At 65.0% G+C, this 21,503-nt stretch carries 14 protein-coding genes, 1 pseudogene and 1 riboswitch; of the genes and pseudogenes, 4 read left to right on the forward strand and 11 right to left on the reverse strand.

The features are described from left to right. Positions 1 to 83 precede the first annotated feature (83 nt). Both ACFQU1_RS08480 and ACFQU1_RS08485 read left to right on the forward strand, forming a co-directional pair. The gene (locus ACFQU1_RS08480; RefSeq protein ID WP_378131285.1) at positions 84 to 1,163 is read left to right on the forward strand and encodes a LacI family DNA-binding transcriptional regulator; all 1,080 of its coding nucleotides are present in this window, start codon (positions 84 to 86) and stop codon (positions 1,161 to 1,163) included. Between the two features lie 528 nt (positions 1,164 to 1,691). After that, positions 1,692 to 2,624 carry a LysR family transcriptional regulator gene (locus tag ACFQU1_RS08485; protein ID WP_378131287.1) on the forward strand — a complete coding sequence of 311 codons (933 nt, stop codon included), beginning with the start codon at positions 1,692 to 1,694 and terminating at the stop codon, positions 2,622 to 2,624. Here the strand turns inward: ACFQU1_RS08485 and ACFQU1_RS08490 are convergent. The 11 genes and pseudogenes from ACFQU1_RS08490 to ACFQU1_RS08540 form a co-directional block, all read right to left on the reverse strand. Then, complete coding sequence (locus ACFQU1_RS08490) at positions 2,582 to 3,982, reverse strand: MmgE/PrpD family protein (protein ID WP_378131289.1); 1,401 nt, start codon at positions 3,980 to 3,982, stop codon at positions 2,582 to 2,584. The two genes, ACFQU1_RS08485 and ACFQU1_RS08490, sit on opposite strands and share 43 nt — an antisense overlap. A 39-nt stretch (positions 3,983 to 4,021) precedes the next feature. Further along, positions 4,022 to 5,062, reverse strand: a complete 1,041-nt coding sequence (locus tag ACFQU1_RS08495) for a serine hydrolase domain-containing protein (protein ID WP_378131291.1) — start codon at positions 5,060 to 5,062, stop codon at positions 4,022 to 4,024. 8 nt (positions 5,063 to 5,070) lie between these two features. Beyond that, on the reverse strand, positions 5,071 to 5,844 hold the full coding sequence (locus ACFQU1_RS08500; RefSeq protein WP_378131293.1) for an ABC transporter ATP-binding protein: 774 nt from the start codon (positions 5,842 to 5,844) through the stop codon (positions 5,071 to 5,073). After that, positions 5,841 to 6,707 (reverse strand): ABC transporter ATP-binding protein, encoded by an 867-nt coding sequence (locus ACFQU1_RS08505; RefSeq protein WP_378131295.1) that lies wholly within the window; start codon positions 6,705 to 6,707, stop codon positions 5,841 to 5,843. Before ACFQU1_RS08505 ends, ACFQU1_RS08500 begins: the two co-directional genes overlap by 4 nt. After that, positions 6,700 to 7,626: an ABC transporter permease gene (locus ACFQU1_RS08510; protein WP_378131297.1), complete on the reverse strand. Its 927-nt coding sequence runs from the start codon at positions 7,624 to 7,626 to the stop codon at positions 6,700 to 6,702. Before ACFQU1_RS08510 ends, ACFQU1_RS08505 begins: the two co-directional genes overlap by 8 nt. A gap of 8 nt (positions 7,627 to 7,634) precedes the next feature. After that, a complete protein-coding gene (locus tag ACFQU1_RS08515) occupies positions 7,635 to 8,705 on the reverse strand; it encodes an ABC transporter permease (protein WP_378131300.1) in 1,071 nt (356 codons plus the stop codon). A gap of 10 nt (positions 8,706 to 8,715) precedes the next feature. Next, on the reverse strand, positions 8,716 to 10,368 hold the full coding sequence (locus ACFQU1_RS08520; protein WP_378131302.1) for an ABC transporter substrate-binding protein: 1,653 nt from the start codon (positions 10,366 to 10,368) through the stop codon (positions 8,716 to 8,718). A 68-nt stretch (positions 10,369 to 10,436) separates the two neighbouring features. Beyond that, positions 10,437 to 11,864, reverse strand: coding sequence for a M20 family metallopeptidase (locus tag ACFQU1_RS08525; RefSeq protein ID WP_378131304.1), 1,428 nt, complete (start codon positions 11,862 to 11,864; stop codon positions 10,437 to 10,439). A 59-nt stretch (positions 11,865 to 11,923) separates the two neighbouring features. Continuing rightward, complete coding sequence (locus ACFQU1_RS08530; RefSeq protein ID WP_378131306.1) at positions 11,924 to 13,738, reverse strand: S9 family peptidase; 1,815 nt, start codon at positions 13,736 to 13,738, stop codon at positions 11,924 to 11,926. Positions 13,739 to 13,749: 11 nt separating this feature from the next. Beyond that, entirely contained in the window at positions 13,750 to 14,727 is a 978-nt protein-coding gene (pip, locus tag ACFQU1_RS08535) for a prolyl aminopeptidase (RefSeq protein ID WP_378131308.1), read from the reverse strand. A 642-nt stretch (positions 14,728 to 15,369) separates the two neighbouring features. Further along, positions 15,370 to 15,882, reverse strand: a pseudogene (locus tag ACFQU1_RS08540) (YcnI family protein); the annotation flags it as partial. A gap of 874 nt (positions 15,883 to 16,756) precedes the next feature. Further along, a riboswitch (cobalamin riboswitch) is annotated at positions 16,757 to 16,952 on the forward strand. A 109-nt stretch (positions 16,953 to 17,061) separates the two neighbouring features. On the opposite strand from ACFQU1_RS08540, the gene ACFQU1_RS08545 reads away from it, so the two are divergent. Together ACFQU1_RS08545 and ACFQU1_RS08550 are read left to right on the forward strand one after the other, a co-directional pair. Beyond that, the gene (locus ACFQU1_RS08545) at positions 17,062 to 19,959 is read left to right on the forward strand and encodes a ribonucleoside-diphosphate reductase subunit alpha (RefSeq protein WP_378131310.1); all 2,898 of its coding nucleotides are present in this window, start codon (positions 17,062 to 17,064) and stop codon (positions 19,957 to 19,959) included. A gap of 23 nt (positions 19,960 to 19,982) precedes the next feature. Beyond that, positions 19,983 to 21,113 (forward strand): ribonucleotide-diphosphate reductase subunit beta, encoded by a 1,131-nt coding sequence (locus ACFQU1_RS08550; RefSeq protein ID WP_378131312.1) that lies wholly within the window; start codon positions 19,983 to 19,985, stop codon positions 21,111 to 21,113. The last annotated feature ends 390 nt before the right edge of the window (positions 21,114 to 21,503 follow it).

The raw sequence follows: 21,503 nt of genomic DNA on the forward strand, positions 1-21,503 counted from the left end.
TATCACGCTGTCAAGGCTGATGGACCGACTAAGCTGCACTCCGGCATAGTGGCGCACTGCCGCTCGCAGCGAGTAAGTGGAACATGGTGAAAACTCCTAAAAACGACGAAATGCTTCCGGCAAAACAGAGGAGCAAGATCCAGGACGTGGCAAAGCGCGCTGGCGTATCGCTATCGACGGTCTCGCGCGTTCTCAACCATCCGAGCATCGTTCGCCCGGAGCTGCGCGATAAAGTGGCGCGGGCGGTCGCGGAACTCTCCTACACGCCTGACGGAGCGGCGCGCGCGCTCGCGACGCGCCGCAGCCATACGGTCGGCGCCGTGGTTCCGACTCTCGGAATCAGCATCTTTGCCGAGGGAATCGAAGCGCTTCAGAACCGTCTGAGCGAGCACGGCTACATGTTGCTCTTAGCCAATTCGCAATACGATCCTCGGAAGGAGCTGCAAGAAGTTCGCACGCTTCTCGAGCGCGGCGTCGATGCCATCGTGCTCGTCGGTGACGCCTCGTCGCCCAAGGTTCATGAGCTCATCAGACAGTATGATGTGCCCGTGGTGATTACCTATGTTGCCCGTTCGAAGCGTGGGCTTCCCGCCATTGGCATCGACAACGCTGCCGCGACTTGCGATATGACTCAATATCTCCTTAGCCTCGGCCATCGCGAGTTCGGCGTTATCGCTAATATTCCCGCGTCAAACGATCGCTCCCGCGCCCGTCTCGACGGCGTGCTCAAGGCGCTTGCCGATCAGGGGATTCGCTTTCCGCGAAGTCGCGTTGTGAACGCGTCACAATCGCTTACTCACGGCCGTATGGGCCTGCGTCAACTTATGGAGGCGCATCCGCAGATCACGGCCGTTGTTTGCACGACCGACACGCTCGCCGTTGGCGCCATAGCTGAAGCGCGCGCCATGGGCATCAACGTGCCGGGCTCCCTCTCGATCACGGGGTTCGACGACATCGAGATCTCCTCAGAACTTGATCCGCCCCTGACCACCGTCGCAATCCCAATTGCCGAAATCGGCCGCGCGGCAGCGGATCACCTCATCAACGCCATCGCCGGCCTGCCGATCAGCCCCACCATTGAGCTGCCCTATCGTCTCGTCATCCGCGGAACAACGGGAAAACCGCGCTCAATACGGCACCGCATACCTTCAGCACGGCAATGAAGGCCGCGGCCATCAGCCCTGGAAGCGTTTTCAACATCGGATGACAAACGGCAGCAGATTGATGTAAGCGGCGCCTTCGACGCGCTCGGCGGGGGTTTTTGTGCGCGCCTACTCAGCACCGTGCGATATACGTTAGGTTTATTGCACGGCATGGGGAGAGCGTTGGGAGAAGACGCCTGCCATCGCAGTCCGCGACCCGCTTCCCCCCGACGCCGGAGAGGTCGGCAGAAAGTTGCCCGGCCTCTATCCGCTGGATGAAGCAACTGCGACGGAGTTCCTCAACCGGCATGCCGTCGCAAACTAAACATCAGACGCCGGCTAGGCCACAAGATCGCCGTGACACACGATCGAGGTCGTCGACGCTCCGTGCAGATCACGAGCGGCAACGTCCGAAATATCGATCGCCGTAGCTGTCACGTCAGCCACGCTCGCGACAAGCCGGTCGGATCCCGCTGTCGAGGCGGCACGATCCTTGCCTCGGCATTTTCGTGCAACACTAGCGAGTCGTCGCTGCACGAGGAGGCTGCCATGGAGCTGAAGTGGCTAGAGGATTTTCTCAGTCTCTCCCATACCTTGAGCTTCTCGCGTTCTGCCCATGAAAGAAACGTCACGCAATCGGCTCTGAGCCGCCGCATTCGTCAGTTGGAAACGTGGCTCGGGGTGTCGCTGTTCGACCGCACGAGCTATCCCGTGCGCATCACGCAGGAGGGGCGCGACTTCCTGCCCAAGGCGCAGCAGATCCTGCACGATCTGACGGAGGCTCGGCGCGAGATCCGCCGGCAGCACCATGTGAGCGCCGAGGTCTTGACCTTCGCGACGCTGAACACGCTGTCGCTCACCTTCTTTCCGGGATGGGTGCAGAAGATCGAGGCGCGCTCTGGCCCCTTCAAGACCCGCTTTGGTGATCAGCGGCCGTCGCTCGCCGGCAATGTCGCCCTGCTGCTCGACGGCGAGAGTGATTTTCTACTCACCTATGCGCATCCTCAGGTGCAACTGCACATCGATGCGGCGCGCTTCGTCTACCGCTGCCTCGGCACCGAGGCGGCAATTGCAGTCTCGGTGCCGGATCGAGGCGGCGAGCCGCTCCATCGCATCCGCCAGGATGGTCCGCCGATCAGCTATCTGAGCTACGGATCGAGCTCCTTCTTCGGGCGCGGGCTCGCCAAGCTCTTTGCCGCGCGTCCGCTACCGCTGGTCACCGTTTACGAGAACGCCATGTCGGCAGGGCTCAAGGCTATGGCGCTCGCAGGGCGGGGCATCGCCTGGATTCCGGAAAGCCTGGTGGCCGACGAGCTGCGCAACGGTGCGCTCGTCCCCGCGGGCGATCCGTCCTGGAACCTGCCCACCGAGATCCGCCTCTATCGGGCGCGGGCGCGCAGCCGTCCGGCCGTCGAGCGTCTCTGGACGGCGACCGAGGATTATGCCGAGACGGCGACATTCTCCGTAGCGGGCGCAGCCTGAGGGGTAGGTATGGCAAAGATCGGGGCGAGAAAAGCTAGGTCCAGCGCCTCGTCGAGCCGCTCGAGTGCCTCGTAGATCGCATCGCGCACAGGGGCGGCGAGCAGCGCGCGGCAGCAGTCGTCGAATTTGGCACGGCGATCGGCATCGTCGAACGGATCGGCGATGGTGCCCTTGGCCTCGCGGCGCTCGCCTTCGAGCACGCGGCCGTCCCGGAGGCGTATCGCGACCCGGTGGGGCGGACGCCCGCCGGCGGCGCGCTCCTCCTCCGCCGAATAGGCGGTCATCGTGGTGAGCGGCAGAAGGCGGCGCACCTGTGGCCGCGCCACAGCCGCCGGCGTGAAGTCGTTGAGGTTCAGCTGGTCCTGCAGGAGGGCGAGCGCCACGCAATAGGTCATGGAGAACCGCGCCTGCATCTCGTCCTGCGGATCGGGATAGGCGAGATTGCGGACATTCGCGATGCCGACGCGCGTCTCCACGGCGGCGACCTCATCCGCCGCAAAGCCGTGCCGGGCCCGCAGATCGAGGATGGCGTCGACCGTATTGTGGACAGAGCCGCAGCAAGGATGGCGCTTGGGCATGAGGCCGTCGCTCTCGATGCTGTGCGGCGCGCCGAGCGTAAGCTCTGCCCAGCCGCTCGGGTTCGGGCCGCCGAAGAGTTCGAGAAAGCCTTGCGGCGCCTCCAGGATGTCGGGCCGGCCGGTCATCCCGGCGGCGGCGAGCTTGCCCGCATACACCGCGTTGCGTGCCGCCAGCCCGGCATGGAGCGGCTTTGCCGGCGTGCCGAACTGGCCTTTGACGCCGGCAGCCATGCTGACCGCGAGGCTCATGGCGCGCGCGATGCCCGGCGCATCAAGGCCGAGGAGCGCGGCGACGCCGGCGGCCGTGCCGATCGCACCGACGGTCGAGGTCGCGTGCCAGCCGGCGGTGTAGTGGGAGCGATTGACGCCGCTGCCGACCGCAGCCTGCGCCTCCAACCCGACCAGATAGGCCTCGATCAGCCGGCGGCCCGATGCCCTTTCGGCTTGCGCGACCGCGAGCAGCGCCGGCACCAGCACGGCGGAGGCATGCGTGGAGCCCGGGCGGAAATTGTCGTCGTAGTCGAGGGCGTGGGCGGCCGTGCCGTTGACGAGCGCCGCGACCGCTGGCGAGGCTTGCCCGCCGCCCATCACGAGGCTCGGCCCGGCCGCGATCTCGTCGGCGAAAGCGCGGCGCACCGCCTGCGGTGCCGCATCGGCGATGCCCGCCGCCATGCAGGCGATGGTGTCGGCGATGGCATGCTTGGCCCTGAGGCGGGCGAGATCGCTGAAGCGATGCTCGGCGGCGCTCCACGCGGCGATGGTCTCGATGACACTTCCCATGGCTTCCCCTCCCTCGACGAGAAGACGGCAGGGCGGCCGTCAGGCCGTGGCGCCTCCCCGGCCCCGGCGCGCCTTGAGGATCAGCCGCAGCAGCCGCCCGAACTGGAAACGGTTGACCTCGCGGTCCTTCTGGTCGGTATCGACCCGGTGGACGATGACGAGGTCGAGCGGCGGGATGACGACGCAGAAGTGCCCGCGCGTGCCCTGCGCGCTATAGGTGCCCTCCGGCACCACGACGCCCGGGAAGCCGGTCCCGTTCTTGGAGATCCACCACATATAGCCATAGGCTCCGCGCGTGCCGGCATCCGAGTAGGGCAACACGCTGGCCGCGACCCAGTCGGCTGGGATGATTTGGCGGGCCCGCCAGCGCCCGTCCCGGAGAAAGAGCAGGCCGAAGCGGGCGAGATCGCGCGCCGACAGACGGAAGGGATAGGCCGGATGCTGCGAGTTTTCGTCGGGCACGAGCCAACCGTCCCGGCGCTCGTCGTCGAAGCGGAAATCCTCGCAGCCCATGGGTCCAGCGATACGTTCGGCAAAAGCGGCGTGAATGCCGAGGCCGGTCAGCTGCGTGAAGATCGTGCCCAGTGCGTTGAAGTCCCAGTTGCTGTAGCACCACCAAGTGCCCGGCGCATGCGCGTGGCGGGCCGGCTTGATCGAGCGCATCCACGGGGTCTCGTAGCCGGCGGGGTGATAGATGCCGGAGCGGGCGGTCAGGAGGTCGTAGATCGTCGCCTGCTTTTCGACGGCGGTGAGGCCCTCCCTGTCGTCGATGCCGAGCGTCTCGAGCGTGAGCGACAGGTCGATCGCTCCTTCCTCCGCATGGATGCCGATGAGCGCGCTCAGGAGGCTCTTGCGGATCGAATGGCACTGGAAGCGATGGGTGACGTCGCCGCGCGTCGCCACCACTCGCCCGCCCTGAACGATCATCAGCGCGCCGGTCGCGATCGTGTCGGCGTAGAAGAAGGCCTCGTTCAGCCGGTCGAGCGACCAGCCGGCCGCATCGAGGTCCTCGACCATGCGCCAGCTCTCCCCCGGCCAACCGGCCTCGGACAAGGCCTCGTTCGGAAAAAGCCGCAGCATGGTTCCTCCTAGGCGACCGGCCGATAGCCGACGCTCGCTTCCAGGAATTCGCGGGTGTAGGGAGCCTCGGCGCGGCCAGCGCGCACGTCGGCGGCCGTCATCTCCTCGATGATCCGCCCCTCGGTCATGACGGCGATGCGCTCGCACAGATGGGTGACGACGGGAAGATCGTGGCTGACCATGAGGTAGGTGAGGTTGCGCTCGCGCCGGAGCGACTTGAGCAGATTGAGGATCTCCGCCTGCACCGAGACGTCGAGCGCCGAGGTCGGCTCGTCGAGGAGAAGAAGCTCCGGTTCGATCACGAGCGCCCGAGCAATCGCCACCCGCTGGCGCTGGCCGCCCGAGAGCTCGTGCGGATAGCGGTAGCGGAACTGCGGGCCAAGACCAACGGCGCCGAGAACCGCGTCGATGCGCTCTTGCCGCCGGTCGAAGTTGTGAATCTTCAAGGGCTCGGCGAGCACGTGCTGCACCATCTTGCGCGGATGGAGCGAACCATAAGGGTCCTGGAAGACCATCTGCACCCGCCGGAAGAAGTCCTTGTCGCGTCGGTGCGGCAGCTCCTTGCCCGCGAAGAGGATTGCGCCGTCATAGGCGGTGTTGAGGCCCGCGAGCGCGCGCAAGACGGTCGACTTGCCGCAGCCGGACTCGCCGATGAGGCCGAAGGCCTCGCCGCGCAGAAGGTGAAAAGAGACGTGGTCGACGGCGCGCGTCGTCATCGCCCCCGTACCGAAGGCGACGCTGAGGCCATGGGCCTCCAGGATCGTGCCGGCGCCCGCCGTCATGCCGCCGCTCCGCTGCGCAGGGTCGGGCCGGTGAGCCAAGCCGGGTCGCGCGCCGGCACGGCCAAGGTCTCGACCGGCCGGTCGAGGCGCGGCAGGCTGTCGAGGAGCGCGCGCGTATAGGGGTGGCGCGCGTTGTGAAGGTCGCGCGCCGCCAGATCCTCCATGATCCGGCCGGCATACATGACGAGCACGCGGTCGCAGAAATCGGCCACGAGATTGAGATCGTGGCTGATGAAGATGAGCCCCGCCCCGCGGCGCGAGACGAGCTCGTCGAGGATGGTCAGCACCTGACGGCGCACGGTAACGTCGAGCGCCGAGGTCGGCTCGTCGGCGATGATGAGGTCCGGCTCCGGAATGAGCATCATGGCGATCATGATGCGCTGGCCCATGCCGCCGGAGACCTCGTGCGGCAGAAGCTGGAAGACGCGCTCGGGATTGCGGATCTTCACCGCCTCCAGCATGGCGAGCGCCTTGTCCTGCGCGGCCCTGCGGCTGACGCGGTGATGCAGGCGATAAGCCTCGGTGATCTGGTGCCCGACGCGCATCAGCGGGTTCAGGGAGAATTTCGGATCCTGCAGGATCATCGAGATGCGGTTGCCGCGGATCTGTCGCATCCGGCGCTCGGAGGCGGCGAGAAGATCGATGCCGTCGAAGGAGAGCCGCTTCGCTGAGACCTGCGCCGTCTTCGGCGTGAGCTTCAGGATCGAGCGGCCGGTCAGCGATTTGCCCGAGCCGGATTCGCCGACGATGCCGACCTTCTCGCGCCCGACGGTGAAGGAGATCCCGCGCACCGCCTGGTGCGTGCCATGCGCGCCGGCGAAACCTATGGAAAGGTCGTCTACCTCAAGCAGCGTCTCAGCCATGGCGCGGATCCAGCACGTCGCGCAACCCGTCGCCCAGAAGGTTGAAGGCGAGGCTCACGAGGAGAATGGCGGAGCCGGGTATGGCGGCGATCCAGCCGTTGGTGAGGATGAATTGGCGCGCCGAAGAGAGCATGGCGCCCCATTCCGGCGAGGGGGGCTGTGCGCCGAGGCCGAGGAAACCGAGGCCCGCGGCGGTCAGGATGATGGTCGCCATGTTGAGCGTGATGCGCACGATGACCGAGGGCACGCACATGGGCACCACGTGGCCGAGGATGATGCGCAGCGCCGAGGCGCCCTGCATGCGCACGGCCGCGATATAGTCCGAGCGTCGGATCGACAGCGTTTCAGCGCGCGCGAGCCGGGCGATGGGCGGCCAGGCGGCGAGCGAGATGGCGATGATAGCATTCTCGATGCCGGGGCCGAGCGCGGCGACGAAGGCAAGGGCTAGGATTAGGCTCGGAAAGGCGAGGAAGACGTCGACGATGCGCATGAGCAGTGTGTCGAGGAAACCGCCGATATAGCCGGCGGTCGTGCCGACGATCAGCCCGAGCGGGGCGGCAATGATGGCGGTGAGGCCGGCGATATAAAGCGTGATGCGCGCGCCATAGATGAGCCGGCTATAGATGTCGCGCCCGAGCTCGTCTGTGCCGAGCCAATGCGCGGCCGAGGGCTTCATCAGCCGACCGGCGAGGTTCTGGGCATAGATGTCGTGAGTCGTGAGGAGCGGCGCAAAAACCGCCATCACCACGACGAGGAGGATGACAACGATGCCGAAGAGCGCGGATGGGTTGGTGCGCAACCGCCACCATTTGAGCCAGAGCTGCTGCATCCGGGCTTGGAAGGGCGAAGCCGGGACGGGCGCGCCGAGCCAGCCCCGGAGGCCGGCGGCGCGCGTGGGAGCGAGGGTGTCATTGAACATGGCAGACCTCAGCGTGTTCGCGGGTCGAAGACGCGGTAGAGGAGATCGCAGAGCAGATTGAGCCCGACGAAGATAAGGCCGGTGATCAGCGTGCAGCCTACGACAGCGTTCATGTCGCCGGCGAGCAGCGCATTGGTGAGATAGCGGCCGAAGCCGGGCCAGGCAAAGACCGTCTCGGTGAGCACCGCGCCTTCGAGGAGGAAGGCATAGGAGAGCGCCACGACGGTGATGACCTGCACTGCGACATTGGGGAAGGCGTGCCCCCAAACGGTCCGCGTCCAGGACATTCCCTTCACCCGGGCTGTAACCACATATTCCTGCCCGAGCTGCTCGATCATGAAGCTGCGCGTCATGCGCGCGATATAGGCAAGCGCGCTGAAGCCGAGAATCGAGGCCGGCAGGATGATATGCCCGAAGACATTGGCGAAGACCTCCCAATTGCCGCTCAACGCGCTGTCGAGCAGGAGGAAGCCAGACCCTGGCTCGATATCGAGCTCGTAGATCATATCGATCCGCCCCGGCCCGCCGACCCAGCCAAGCGTCGCATAGAACAGCACGAGGCCCATGAGTCCGAGCCAGAAGGTCGGCACGGAATGGCCGAGGAGGCTGACGAGCCGGACCAGATGGTCGATCCAGGAACCGTGGTACATCGCAGCGATGACGCCCGCCGGAATGCCGAGGCCGGTGCCGATCACGATGGCGACGCTGGCGAGTTCGAGGGTTGCGGGGAAGACGCGGACAATGTCGGCGATCACCGGCCTGCTCGTCGTCAAGGCATTGCCGAAGTCGAACCGCACGACATGTCCGAGATAGGAGGCGAACTGTATCCAGAGCGGCTGGTCCAAGCCGAGCTGGCGATACATCGCCTCATAGGTTTCCTGGCTGATGTTGTCGCCGAGGACGGCCACGACGGGATCGAGCGGCAGGAGCCTTCCGATAAAGAAGGTGAGCGCCGCAAGGCCGAGGAGCGTCGCGGCGACGGAGAGGACGGTCCGGCCGGCGGCCCATCCCCAGGACGAGAGGCTTGCCCGCTCCGGGACGGCGAGCCGGCGCGGGACGACGTTTACAACGTCAGCCATCGGCCCGGCCCTATTTCGAGGTGGCGTCGTAATAAGTGCGGAATCCGTTCCAGGTCCAGCCCTTCAGTTCCTTGCGGACGGCGGCGACGTTGTAGATCTGGAACATCACCGCGATCGATCCCTTTTTCATGAATTCGCGCTGGAGATCGGCGTAGATCGCATCGCGCTTCGTCGGATCGGGTTCGAGCAGCGCCTGCTGCACTTTGGCATTCATGCTTTCGTCAGCCCAGCCGGTGCGCCACACCGGATATTGCGTAAGCTTCGCCTCGGGCCGGTTGTCGGGATTGTAGACGAGGCGCGAGGCATTGCCGTGGGCATCGGGCACGCTCGTCTGCCAGGCCATGATGACCGTATCGAAGTCACGCCCCCGTGCCCGGCTGAAGAGCTGCGCATTGGCCATCCGCTCGATCTTGAACTTCACGCCGACCTTGGCTGCGTTCTCCTGCACGCTCTGAGCGACGGGCACATAATGCGGCAAGGTGCCGGTGATGAGACCCGCCTCGAATCCGTCCGGATAGCCTCCCTCTTTGAGGAGCTCCTTGGCCTTGGCGAGGTCAAGCTTGAAGGGCTGGCCCTCCTTTTCATCGAGGGCGCCGACTGCGCCGATCTGCGCGAAGCTGGCGCGCGGCACGCCGACATTGTGCATCACCGTCTTGGCGAGGCCGTCATAGTCGACCAGGTAATGCATGGCCTCGCGCACCTTCTCATTGGCGAAGGGGCCGCGCGTCGCGTTCAAGGACCAGTGCATGAGCTGCGGCCGCAAGACCTTCATGACCGTGATGTCCGGCGACTTTTCGAGATCCTTGATGTCTTCCGGTGTGAGGTCGCGGGCGACGTCGACGTCGCCTTGGCTGAGGAGAAGGCGCTGCGTGCCCGCCTCCGCAACGTGGCGGATGAGGATGCGCTTCAGGGCCGGCTTCTTGCCCCAGTAATCGTCGTTCGCCTGCAGGAGAACGGATTCGCCCGCATTCCACTGCACGAGCCGATAGGGCCCGACGCATTCGGTATGAGTGGCGAGGTATTTGTTGCCCATGTCGCCGTTCTGCTCGTGCGCCGTGAGCACCTTGCGGTCCATGGCGGCGGAGACACGGTTGGCGGCGATGGCCTGCAGGAGGAGGTTGGTGGGATAAGGCTTGTCGAATGTGAGTACGAGCGTCGCGTCATCCGGCGCGGTGATCCGCTCGTCCACGTTATCCTTGGTGAAGCCGTATTCGGTGAGCGTCGCGGCATTGCCGAAGCCGAGCTTCACGACGCGCTGCATGGACCAGGCGAGATCGCCGGCGGTCGCCGGATTGCCGGAGGGAAATTTCGCGCCCTTGCGCAGGTGGAAGGTGATGACCTTCCGATCCTCGGAGACGTCCCAGCTCTCGGCGAACAGCGGGATGATCTTGCGTTCGTCGGCAGGATCGAAGTCGACCAGCGTGTCGCAGGTATTCTGCACGAGCTCGTTGGTCACCACCTCGCCGATCTGCGCCGGGTCGAAGGTAGAGATGGCATCGATATTCCACGCCATCACCAGCGCGCTTTTCGGGGTTGCTGCCGAAGCCCCCGGTACGACCACCGCAAGGCTGAGGCAAAGTCCGGCAACAGTGGCGGTGAAGCGGAAGCGCTCCCGGCTCCGTTCTCGTCGTGTCGCCTTGATGACGATTTCGCGGTTGTGCATGTCAAACTCCGTCCTCTGGCAAGGTTGACCGGCGCTCTTGTTCGCGGCGCTCGGCGGAGAAAGCGGGATCAGGCGGCCTTGGGCCGCGGCTGGATCGGTGGCTTCACGTCTTCAGGGATCGGGCACACATATGGTGTCTTGGCCGTGCGCTCCTGATGGTCGCGCTTGGCGCGCGCCATCAAGGTCTCGTCGAGCATCACGTTGATCGCCGTGCCGGCCATGATCTTGGCAGCATGCACCATGCCCATATGAGCGGCCGGCGCCTTGCCCTGGGCGGTAATCTGCCAGGAGTGGCCAGGCGTGCCGATGGCATGGGTTGCGACCCGCGCCTGCACGGTCGGCACGGCCCAGCTCACGTCGGCGACATCGGTCGAGCCGATCATCGGCTCGCCCTTGACATCATGCGGCACGATAAAGTCGCAGAGTGGCGTATTCTCGCGCACGGGCAGGCCGACGCGCCGGTAGTCGTTGCGGATGTCCTCCTCGCTCAGCGTCGCTTGAATCTTAGCCGCATAGTCGCGATCGGCCGCGTCGAACGGTACCGGCCCGAGGCGCTCCATGTTCTGGTGCATGGCCTCTTCGAGCGGCGTGTTCGGCAGGATGTTGGACACGGCGCTCATGATGGAGATCGCGACCGTCGTCTCGGTCATCAGGGCAGCCCCCTGGGCGATTTTCTTTACCCGCTCGTTGAGGGCGAGCATGCCAGCGAGGTCGCGGGCGCGGATCGCGTAGCGCACCTTGGCGGAAGCCTGCACAACATTGGGCGCGATGCCGCCGGAATCGAGCATCGCATAATGGATGCGCGCGTCGGAGGGCATATGCTCACGCATGTAGTTGACGCCGACATTCATGAGCTCAACCGCATCGAGCGCACTGCGGCCGAGATGCGGCGCAGCGGCGGCGTGCGATGCCCGGCCGGTGAAGTGGAAGTCCATGCGGGTATTGGCGAGCGACAGCCCCTCGTCGACCCGCGTCATCGAGGCCGGATGCCAGGTGATGGCGATGTCGACATCCTCGAAGCAGCCCGCGCGCACCATGAAGGCCTTGGCGGCGCCGCCCTCTTCGGCCGGGCAACCGTAATAGCGGACCCGGCCCGGCCGGCCTGTGGCGGCGAGCCAATCTTTCGCCGCGGTGGCGGCGAGCAGCGCCGCCGAGCCGAGGAGATTATGGCCGCAGGCATGGCCGTTGCCGTTCGGCTCCACCGGCTGGCGCTCGGCGATGCCAGCGATCTGGCTCAGGCCCGGCAGGGCGTCATATTCGCCGAGAATGGCGATGACCGGCCCGGCCTCGCCGGCTTCGCCCATGACGGCGGTCGGGATGCCGGCGAGGTTCTCGGTCACCTTGAAGCCCTGCTCTTTCAGCATGGCCGTATGCTCGGCGACCGAGCTATATTCCGTATAGGCGATCTCGGGCATGCCCCAGATGCGGTCGCTCAAGTCCTCGAATTCGCGCCGATGGTCGTCGACCAATTGCCAAATCTGCTCCGAGTTCTGCATGACGCTGTCCTCTGGTCGGATCTCCGCTCGGCGGCCGAGCGCTGATGTGCTGTCGTGGCTCACAAATGGCGGGCGAGGAAATCGGCGACTGCGCCGAACACCGTCCGCCGGTTCTCGATGCGTGCGAAGCCGTGGCCCTCGTGCGGAATGCGCAGATATTCGACGGACCGCCCGAGCCCACGCAGCGCCGAGAAGATCATCTCGCTCTCGCCGGGCGGCACGCGCGGGTCGTCCAGGCCCTGTGCCATGAGCAGCGGCACGCGGATTCGGTCGATCTTGCGGATCGGCGAGATGCGCGCGAGCAGGTCCTTGTCGGCGACTGGATCGCCGTATTTCGCGGCGCGCAGATGCTTGCGCCAAGGGCCGGTGGTCTCGAGCAGCGTCTCGAAGTTGGCGATGCCGTAGAATTCGATGCCGAGCTTCCACAGCTCCGGATATTCGGTGAGCGCGGCAAGCACCATGAAGCCGCCGTAGGAGCGGCCGAAGACGGCGATGCGGCTCTCGTCGACCTCGGAGAGGCCGCCGAGCCAGAGCCGTACGGCTTTGAGGTCGGCGACGCTGTCCATGCGCCGCTCCTTGTCGTCGAGATGCTGGTAGGGTCGGCCGTAGCCGGTCGAGCCGCGCACATTCGGCGCCACCACCATGATGCCCTGCGCCAGCATATACTGAACGTCGGCGCGAAAGCCCGGCGTCCACTGCGCCTCAGGTCCGCCGTGAACGATAATAACGGCCGGATAACCAGCGGCCGGCGCCTTCGCCCTCGGCCGGTAGACGAAAACCGGGACCTGCAGCCCGTCGAAGCTCCCGACCCGCTCGACCGTGGGTTCAATGAAGCTCGAGACGTCGACCCCCGCTTTCGATGCCTTGGTCAGGCGCTCCGGCTTTTCGCCGGCGAGATCGTAGCGCCAGATGTCGCCGGGCGTCGCCGCCCCTTCCAGCGGGAAGACGACGCTCGCGTTGTCCGGCGTGAAGGCCACGGAGGCGATCGTGCCTAGCGGGAACCCGCGCAGTTCGCGGTTCTCGCCCGTTTCGAGTTCGCGCAGGAAAAGCCGGCTCCAGCCCTCGTCGTTGACGACATAGGTAAGCCGCTGCTGGTCGGGTGACACAGCCACGGCCTCGATATCCTGGTTGTCCCGCTCGACGAGCCAAGTGAGGCGTTTCTCCGAGAGCGCATAGAAGCCGAGCGCGTGAAACGCGTGCTCGTGGTCGGCCACAAGGAAAAAGCCGCTGCCGTCCTTCCTCGTCTTGAGCGCACGGTATTGCGCGCGGCCTTCATGCGGCAGCAGCGGCTCGAGCGCGCCCGTCCCGAGGTCCAGCCGGAACAGGTCCTGATCGTTCATGGCGCGGGTCGCATCGCGCACGAGAAGCGACCGGCCGTCCGGGAAAAAGGCGATCGCCTCACGGTAGCCCACGCCTTGGAGCACCGCGGTCGTCTCGCGGGTCGCGACCTCCATGACGAAGAGGTCCATCTGCGACTTGTCGCGACTGTTCGCGGCGAAGGCGATGCGCGTGCCGTCCGGCGACCAGCAGCCCCAGGCGTGAAGCGTCGTCGGATCTTCGGTGAGTGGCACAGCCAGCCCGGACGCCTCCGGAACGAGCCAGAGCTGGTGCCGCTCGTCGCCCCCACAGTCCATCGTGAAGAGAAGGTCGCGGCTCTTCGGGCTGAAGGCGATGGCGCCGACCGGCTCGGGCAAGTCGGTGAGCCGCCAAGGCGCTCCGCCGGCGGTGGGCTTGAGCCAGATCTGGTGGGTGCCGCTCTCGTCCGAAAGATAGGCGAGGAGCTCACCGTCCGGCGAGACGGCCGGGCTCTTGGCCGTGCGGATGTCGATATAGGCCCCGATGTCCGCTCCCATGCTGCCGGGTTGCTCGACCATGTCTTCCCCTTTCAAGCCGCGTTGGCGAGCACCGTCTGCCGTAAGCGGTCGGTCGCCGCGCGCAGAGCGTGCGAGAGCGCCGGTGCGGCAGTGGTCGCCACGTGATTGGCGTCGTCGACGATCGTGAAGCGGGCCTCTGGCCAGGCCCGTTTCAGCGCCCAGGCGGTCGCCATCGGCGTGACGGTGTCGTAGCGCCCCTGCACGATCTCCACCGGCAGATGCCGGATGCGCGGCAGGTCGCGCAGGATCTGGCCCGGCTCCAGGAAGAAGCCATTGACGCAATAGTGGGTGAAGAGCCGCGCCACGGCGAGCGCGGCCATGGCCTCGTTGATGCTCGCCACATGCTCGGGATCCGGCAGGAAGGTCTGCGTCGCGGCCGAGAAGGTCCTGAGGCTGATCGCGGCGGCAAGACACGCCTCGGGATCGTCGCTCACGAGGCGGCGGTAATAGGCCTCAAGCAGATCGCCGCGCTCAATCTCCGGCACGAACTGGGCGAAGGCTTCCCATTTATCGGGAAAGATCATGCGGGCGCCGTTGAACCACCAGTCGATCTCGGCGGGCGAGCCCATGAAGATGCCGTGAAGGCGAAAGCCGAGGCAGTGCTCCGGATGCGCTTCGCCGTAGCAGAGCGCTAGGCAGCTGCCCCATGAGCCACCGGCGACGAGCCAGCGCTCAATGCCCAGATGGAGGCGCAGCCGTTCGATGTCGCCAATGAGGTCCAGCGTCGTATTGCCGTCGACGGCGGCGTGGGGCGTCGATCGACCGGCGCCGCGTTGATCGAAGGTGACGATGCGGAAAACGTCGGGATCGAAGGTCTGCCGCTGTGCCGGCTTCGTGCCGGCCCCCGGCCCGCCGTGGAGAAAGACGACCGGCAGACCGTCCGGATTGCCACTTTCCTCCACCTGTAGCTCGTGCCCGTCCCCGACCAGCAGCCGAAAGCTGCGATACGGCGCGACAAGCGGATAGAGGAACTCGTCTTTGCTTGACAATACCTTCCCCGCCCTGCAAAGCCTCTGCGCCGGTGAAGCCGCGGCGCCCATGAATTCTCAATCACTTCGGGATCCAACCGACGGGGATGATGGCATCGGCCTCACACCGAAGCCAACGCAATATCGGTTTGATTCTATGCGAGTTCGGAATAGTTCACGAGGCTGAGCGCGGTGAAGGAGCCAGCCTTTCCCGATTTGCGGAGCCGAGCGACTCGCGTGCGTGTCACCGCGAAAGCAGGCCCGTGCCGATCCTTTGGTCCAGTGGTAAAGACCGGCAAGGTGCAGCCGTAGCCCTTGCTTCGGATGACGCTTGAGCCCGGCGATTGGTAGCCGTAAACAACTCAGGATCAACACATATACTCTGTAAATGCGAGCTCGAAGGTTGGCTCGCGCGGGGGGCCTCATCCCCAACTTGCTCTAATTGCCCCGGTCCTCCTCCACGCGCGCACCTCTCATGAAGGTCAACCGAACGCCAGGGCTTCCGAACGCCGGTGCTGACCCTCGCTGACCAGCCTTATCGGTGAGATGAACCGAGCCGGATTGTCCTGCCTGTGCCAATTGTCGGCCTGTTCTGGCGGCGTTCTCCCGCTGTGAACTGTCGAGGCGCGGTCGGCCCCTCGGCAACATGCGGCGGATGACGTTAAGAAGCTTCAGGCCGGGAGCCGGCGTCTCATAGTCATCGGCGCTCTTTCCGGCTTCGGGAATCTCAATCCAACGTTCGGCGGCGCCGTCCGCGCATTCCTGAACGACCGGGAAGTAGAGCATGGTCCCGGGCTTGAGATCGCCAGTCAGATAGATTCGGGCGATGAACTCCTCGTATTCGTCGTCCGGCAGGTTGCCGCTCCAGGAGATCTCTTTCACGCCTTCGCGGGTCGGCGTGCCATAGTAGTCGTAGGACTTGGGATATTTCCCCTTCACCTTTTCGAGTGTCCAGCCGGCCTTGGGCTGAGGCTTTACGGCAATCACGCCTTCGGGAATCTGCACGCGCACTTTGACGGTCGCCTTGCCCTCGCAACCATGCGGTACGCGGAAGACGGCCCTGTAGATCGAGGCGACAGGCGCCTCCTCGGTCTCGAGCGTAACGTGAGCGGAGGCGGCCGACGCTCCGGCGAGCAGAAATGTGACGATGGAGAGGGTCGTGTGCAGAGTTTTCATATCGGGTTCTTCCGTTTGAGGAGTCGATTGATCGATCGCTGGCGCGCCGCGCTGCGTGGCCGATGCAGCGAAGGTGAAGCCCCACCGCGCTCATTGGCGCGGAGCGGGATGCTTTTGGATGTGAGGATCAGGCGCTACGCATGGCGCGGTGCGCATCGGATCGCGAGGGGCACCGCACCGGCATCAGCCGGCGGCGGTCAGCCCAATGCACTGCGGCCGGCCACCACACCTCGCCAAGACGGCTGGGTCGTTCCGGACAGCGCGATCCGAAGGATCAGGCGAATATGGGAGGCGCTCGCGGATTGCCGGGACTTCCCTCCCGGCCGCGCGATGTAATGCGAGCGAAGGGGCGGGGAAACAGCGCGAGCTCGCGGCTGCGCGCCACGACGACACCCCCCGCCGCACTGCGCGGCATGAGAGCCGGTGCGAACATGCAGCAGCCGACGCTGCAGCAGTCGAACAGCTTGTGCGGATCGGACGACCCATCGTGGGTCGGTGAGCGATCGGCGCCATGCGACGTGCAGACGATATTGCCAAAGGCGTCAAGCTGAGCGGGCGCAGCCGAGGCTGCCGATCACGAAGGCGGAGAGAAGCGCCTGGAGCACGAGGACGTAGGCTGCGACAAGCGCAATCCACGATCCCTGACCTCGCCGCATCACCCGCAAAGTAAATCCACCTTTTAGCGCTGCATCTGCCTATCATTTCGGCAGAAGATCGGGAAGGCTGAAAACCAGATCTGCGACGAACCGCGCGCCAACGCGGTTGGAGGCAGCGAAGAAGCGCAAGGCCGTGCGCAACCGCCCGCATGGGCACAGTGTGCGCTCAGCGTACTCCTTGGCAAACCCAGATATTGACAATCAATATCGCGCGACACACTATATTTAGTAGTCACGGTCTCTCGATTCAGAGTCGAGCGCTAAGAGGGAATCCGGTGAGGAGCCGGAGCTGCCCCCGCAACTGTAAGCGGCGAGTTCACGTCCACTGCGTCACTGGTGCCACGAGGCGCTGGGAAGACGGACGCGAGCATCGACCCGCGAGCCAGGAGACCTGCCGTGATCTCGATGAAACGTCCTCGGGCGGGGTGTCCCGGTGGGTCGTCGTGGCCATGTCGCCGGTCTGCGCCGGCATTCGCCATGTCGCATCCGCTCGGCCTTTGCCCTCAATCTGATGGGATAGCCGATGTCTCTCATTCTCGAAACCGAACGCGGAGTGTCGCGGCCCGAGCCCGTTCATTCGCCATCGGCGGCCTCCCCCAGCGATTCACCGGGATATCAGGTGATCCGCCGCAACGGCTCGGTGACGCCCTTTGACGCCTCCAAGATTGCCGTGGCGCTGACGAAGGCGTTTCTCGCGGTCGAAGGGAACAGCGCGGCCGTCTCGCGGCGTGTCCATGAGATCGTAGCCCTGCTCACCGAGCAGATCGTCGCCGGGCTGACGCGGCGCGCCGATACCGGGCGCACCTTCCACATTGAGGATATCCAAGACCAGGTCGAGCTCGCCCTGATGCGCGGCGAGCATCATAAGGTCGCCCGCGCCTATGTGCTCTACCGCGAGGAGCGGGCGCGGGAGCGAGCGGCTGCCAAGGCCCCGACGCCCGCCGCGGCGCCGGTGCTGCACATGAAGGCGCTCGACGGAGCGTTGGTGCCGCTCGACGAGGCGCGGCTCGAGGCCGTCGTTCAGGAGGCGGCGGCCGGCCTCGACGACGTTTCCGCACGCGCGATTCTCGCCGAGACCCGCCGCAACCTCTATGACGGCATCAGCGAGGACGAGCTGGCGCTCGCGCCGATCCTTGCCGCGCGCACGCTGATCGAGACCGAGCCAAACTACGCCAAGGTCTCGGCACGGCTGCTCAACGACAAGTTGCGCCGCGAGGCGCTGAGCTTCCTTTCCAGCCGCCCGGACCAGGCGACGCAGGCCGAGATGGCGGAACGCTACCCGGACTATTTCCGCGCCTATGTGAAGGCCGGCATCGCCGAGGAGCTGATCGATCCCGAGTTGGGCCGCTTCGACCTTGACCGGCTGGCGGGCGCCCTGCTCCCCGAGCGCGACCAGCAATTCGATTATCTCGGCCTGCAGACGCTTTACGACCGCTATTTCCTGCATTCGCGCGGCACCCGCTTCGAGCTGCCACAGGCCTTCTTCATGCGCGTCGCCATGGGACTGGCGCTGCGCGAGATCGACCGCGAGGCGCGGGCGATCGAGTTCTACCGGCTGCTGTCCTCCTTCGACTTCATGGCCTCGACGCCGACGCTGTTCAATGCCGGCACGCTGCGGCCGCAGCTTTCCTCCTGCTTCCTGACCACGGTCTCTGACGATCTCGATGGCATCTTCAAGGCCATCAAGGACAATGCGCTGCTCGCCAAATATTCCGGCGGCCTGGGCAACGATTGGACGCCGGTGCGCGGACTCGGCGCCCATATCAAGGGCACCAACGGCGAGAGCCAGGGCGTGGTGCCGTTTCTCAAGGTCGCCAATGACACCGCCATCGCCGTCAATCAGGGCGGCAAGCGCAAGGGGGCCGTCTGCGCCTATCTCGAGACCTGGCATATCGACATCGAGGAATTCCTCGACCTGCGCAAGAACACCGGCGACGAGCGTCGCCGCACCCATGACATGAACACGGCGAACTGGATTCCTGACCTGTTCATGCAGCGCGTCGAGGCCGGCGGGCAATGGACGCTGTTCTCGCCGGACGAGGTGCCGGATCTGCACGATCTCTACGGCAAGCCCTTCAAGGCGGCTTACGAGGCCTATGAGGCCAAGGCGGAGCGTGGGGGGATCAAGGTGTTCAAGCAGGTCGCCGCCGTCGATCTCTGGCGCAAGATGCTGACCATGCTGTTCGAGACCGGTCACCCCTGGATCACCTTCAAGGACACCTGCAACCTGCGCTCGCCGCAGCAGCATGCCGGGGTGGTGCATTCCTCCAATCTCTGCACGGAGATCACGCTGAACACCTCGGCAGACGAGGTTGCCGTCTGCAATCTCGGCTCGGTCAACCTGGCGGCGCATGTGACGGCCGCGGGGCTCGACAATGAACGGCTCGCCCGCACGGTGAAGACCGCGATGCGCATGCTCGACAACGTCGTCGACATCAATTTCTACACAATCCCCGAAGCACGCCGTTCGAATCTGCGCCATCGCCCGGTCGGCCTTGGCATCATGGGCTTTCAGGATGCGCTGCAGACGTTGCGGTTGCCGGCAGCGTCGGAGGCGGCCGTCTCCTTCGCCGACACGTCAATGGAGGCGATAAGCTTCCACGCGATTTCTGCTTCGGTCGATCTCGCCGCCGAGCGCGGTCGCTATCCGAGCTTCGAGGGGTCGCTGTGGTCGAAGGGTATCCTGCCGATCGACTCGCTCGATATCCTCGCCGAAGCTCGTGACGGCGATGTCGACCTCGACCGCTCGGCCACCCTGGATTGGGATAGCCTGCGCACCCGCGTCATCTCGACGGGCATGCGCAACGCGAACTGCATGGCGATCGCGCCGACAGCGACGATCTCGAACATTGTCGGCGTCTCGCAGTCGATCGAACCGTCCTACAGCCAGCTCTACGTCAAGGCGAACATGTCGGGCGATTTCACCGTCGTGAACGCTGATCTCGTGCATGACCTCAAGGCGCGTGGACTCTGGGACGAAGTGATGGTCTCCGACCTCAAATACTATGATGGCAAGGTCAGCCAGATCGATCGCGTGCCCGACGATCTCAAGGCACTCTACGCTACCTCCTTCGAGATTCCGACCGAGTGGTTGATCAGGGCCGCGGCGCGCCGGCAGAAATGGATCGATCAGGGCCAGTCGCTGAACCTCTATATGGCACACCCCTCCGGCCGGAAACTCGACGAGGCCTATCGCCTTGCGTGGCGGCTCGGCCTGAAGACGACCTATTACTTGCGTGCGCTGTCGGCGACCCATGTCGAGAAGTCGACCCTGAAAGGCACCGACGGGAAGCTCAACGCGGTCTCGGTCAGCGTTCCGGTCGCGGCCGCCCCCATCATCGTCGATATTCCCCTCGGCAACGGTGCTGCAGTACCGAACGCCTGCTCGATCGATGACCCCACCTGCGAAGCCTGCCAGTGAGCAGAGAACGAGGAGAATCCACCATGCTCAACTGGTCAGAAACGAAAGGCGATCCGGCGGCCTCCCTTCATCCCGCCTTCTCCAAGGACGCCCCCGTCGTCGATGCGACAGGTCTCGGCGAGATCGACCGCTCCGGCGGGCGCGTCAGTGTCGACGAGAAGCGCATGATCAACTGCCGCGCCGACGTGAATCAGCTCCTGCCGCTCAAGTACAAATGGGCCTGGGAGAAGTATCTCGCCGGCTGCAACAATCACTGGATGCCGACCGAAGTCGCGATGCAGGCCGATATCGCGCTATGGAAGTCCGGGGACGGGCTGACCGAAGACGAGCGCCGTGCCATCAAGCGCAATCTCGGCTTCTTCGCGGCGTCGGAATCCCTCGTCGCCAACAACATCGTGCTGGCGATCTACCGCCACCTGACCAACCCGGAATGCCGCCAGTACCTGTTGCGCCAGTCCTTCGAGGAGGCGGTGCATACGCACACCTTCCAGTACATCGTCGAGAGCCTCGGCCTCGACGAGGGTGAGCTCTTCAACATGTACCGCGAGGTGCCCTCCATCACCGACAAGGCGGCCTGGGCGCTGAAACACACGCAGTCGCTCGACGATCCCGCCTTCTCGACCGGAACGGCCGAGGCAGACCAGGCCTTCCTCCGCGATCTCGTCGCCTTCTATGTCGTCTTCGAGGGGATGTGGTTCTACACCGGCTTCGTGCAGATCCTCTCGCTCGGCCGGCGCAACAAGATGGTCGGCATCGCCGAGCAGTACCAGTACATCCTGCGCGACGAGAGCATTCACCTGAACTTCGGCATCGACGTGATCAACCAGATCAAGATCGAGAACCCGCATCTCTGGACGAAAGCTTTCCAGGACGAGGTCCGCGGCATGCTGAAGGACGCGGCTGAGCTGGAGGCCGCCTACGGCAAAGACACCATGCCGCGCGGCTTCCTCGGGCTGAATGCGGCGCTGTGCGAGCAGTACATGCACTTCATCGCCAACCGCCGCTGCGCCCAGCTCGGCCTCCAGCCCGTTTTCGCCGAGGCGGACAACCCCTTCCCCTGGATGAGCGAGACGATGGACCTCAAGAAGGAGAAGAACTTCTTTGAGACGCGCGTCATTGAATATCAAAATGGCGGTGCTCTGGCCTGGGACTGACGTGGAGAAAGCGAATGCGAACGAGCGGGCGCACAAATTGACGGCTAAAGTTGCCGGGCCAACGAAGGAAACCATCCGGATCTCTCTCGTCGCGGGATTGAGTTCTTGTTCAGCCTTGGGCTGGCCTGCACCACGCCGTTTGCAGCCCTGGCCACACTTGCCGCCGCCCGTACGCAGCAAGGAGCAGGGCTCCTGCTCGTCGCCGGCACCTGGCTATCAAACCAAACGATCGGGTACGTTCTTCTCGGCTACCCACGGATGATAACTGTGAAATGCTCTGGGTGATTATCAGTGCACCTGGCGTAGAAATCCAAGGAGTTCTTCGTTGGTCTGCTCGGATGCTTTCGAGCTGCGGCCACACCTCAGAGACGCTATTGGTCGTTTCGGAAG

The sequence above is a fragment of the Chelatococcus sp. GCM10030263 genome, from assembly GCF_042666455.1.
Classification (GTDB): Bacteria; Pseudomonadota; Alphaproteobacteria; order Rhizobiales; family Beijerinckiaceae; genus Chelatococcus.